General features: G+C 46.8%; 1 protein-coding gene and 1 pseudogene. Both read left to right on the top strand.

The genetic code is table 11. The features are described 5' to 3' along the window. Nucleotides 1–42: 42 nt before the first annotated feature. Nucleotides 43–627 (top strand): hypothetical protein, encoded by a 585-nt coding sequence (locus tag C7B65_RS26955; protein ID WP_073068873.1) that lies wholly within the window; start codon nucleotides 43–45, stop codon nucleotides 625–627. A 207-nt stretch (nucleotides 628–834) separates the two neighbouring features. Further along, nucleotides 835–1175, top strand: a pseudogene (locus tag C7B65_RS26950) (photosystem II q(b) protein); the annotation flags it as partial.

The following is a 1175-nucleotide window of genomic DNA, read 5'->3' as shown; positions in this document are numbered from 1 at the left end:
TCTTGCAGTCTTACACGTTTGATTTTCCCAAGTTGCGGCGCTATGGCTGATCTTACAACTCAAATAGGACTGCTATATGCCGAACTGGTTAGAGAGGGATCGGTAGTCGCTAAAATTGCCAGAGTCTTGAGAGCGTGGGCACAAGAGTATCCAACAGGTATGCGGGTCGTTCGTCGAGCAGACAATCTTAACGTAGCTGGCGTTATAATTCTTTTCCCGGTCAGCAGTGAGTCAGAGTTTAATTTCTTTCAGCCACCCAGCAAGAGTTTTTATCTCACATCAGACAACCCTGTAGACCCCTTTATAAGAGCAGCCGTGGGTGATGAGAACTGTACCTCGGTTTACATTCGCGCCTGGATTATCGATCCTATGTTTTTTAACCCTGCAACTCTTTATCAGCTTCTAGACGATACTCAAAAAACTCTGAAGCGAATGCAGTCTGACTTTCCACAACTTTGCGACCTCTACTCTATCATTCTTCATCCGGTTCACGAAGAACTGAGACGGGTGTTGGGCTTTGAGCGAATTTATCAAGACACTCAACGCTCTTACTCTTGGGTCTATCTCGCCGCCGATCGTTTTGTCAATCTTGATATTAAGCAGGCGTTAACCAATCTTAAAATTTAGCCAACATTCATAAACTGATCTACGAGGCTCTCATTTTTCAAAAGGTATGCCCAGTAGAGAGTAGATAAGCTTTGTTACAGTCAATTTACAAAATATGAGAGCAATCTTAATTTACCGCTTTACAAAAAGAAATATTTGACCTACTGTATAGAGGTGGGTCGGAAAACCGCCCTACAACTCATTAAAAATCAAGCACTCATACTTACCATGACGACCACAATTCAGAGACGCGAAAGCGCCAACCTGTGGGAGCAGTTTTGCTCTTGGGTCACCTCCACCGAAAACCGCCTGTATGTGGGCTGGTTCGGCGTGCTGATGATTCCCACCCTGCTCTCCGCGACCCTCTGCTTCATCATCGCCTTCATTGCTGCCCCTCCGGTAGACATTGATGGCATCCGCGAACCCGTGGCTGGTTCCTTGATGTACGGCAACAACATCATCTCCGGTGCGGTTGTCCCCTCCTCCAACGCCATCGGCTTACACTTCTACCCAATTTGGGAAGCCGCCTCATTAGACGAGTGGCTCTACAACGGCGGACCTTATCAACT

Origin of the sequence: Phormidesmis priestleyi ULC007, assembly GCF_003003695.1 — a bacterium.
In the GTDB taxonomy this organism is placed as follows: Bacteria; Cyanobacteriota; Cyanobacteriia; order Leptolyngbyales; family Leptolyngbyaceae; genus Phormidesmis_A; species Phormidesmis_A priestleyi_A.
The sequence above is the reverse complement of the archived record's forward strand: the minus strand, read 5'-3'. Positions and strand labels throughout refer to the sequence as shown.

Coding starts and splice junctions, on each gene's coding strand:
- C7B65_RS26955 (WP_073068873.1), top strand. CDS start 43: ATGGCTGATCTTACAACTCAAATAGGACTGCTATATGCCGAACTGGTT.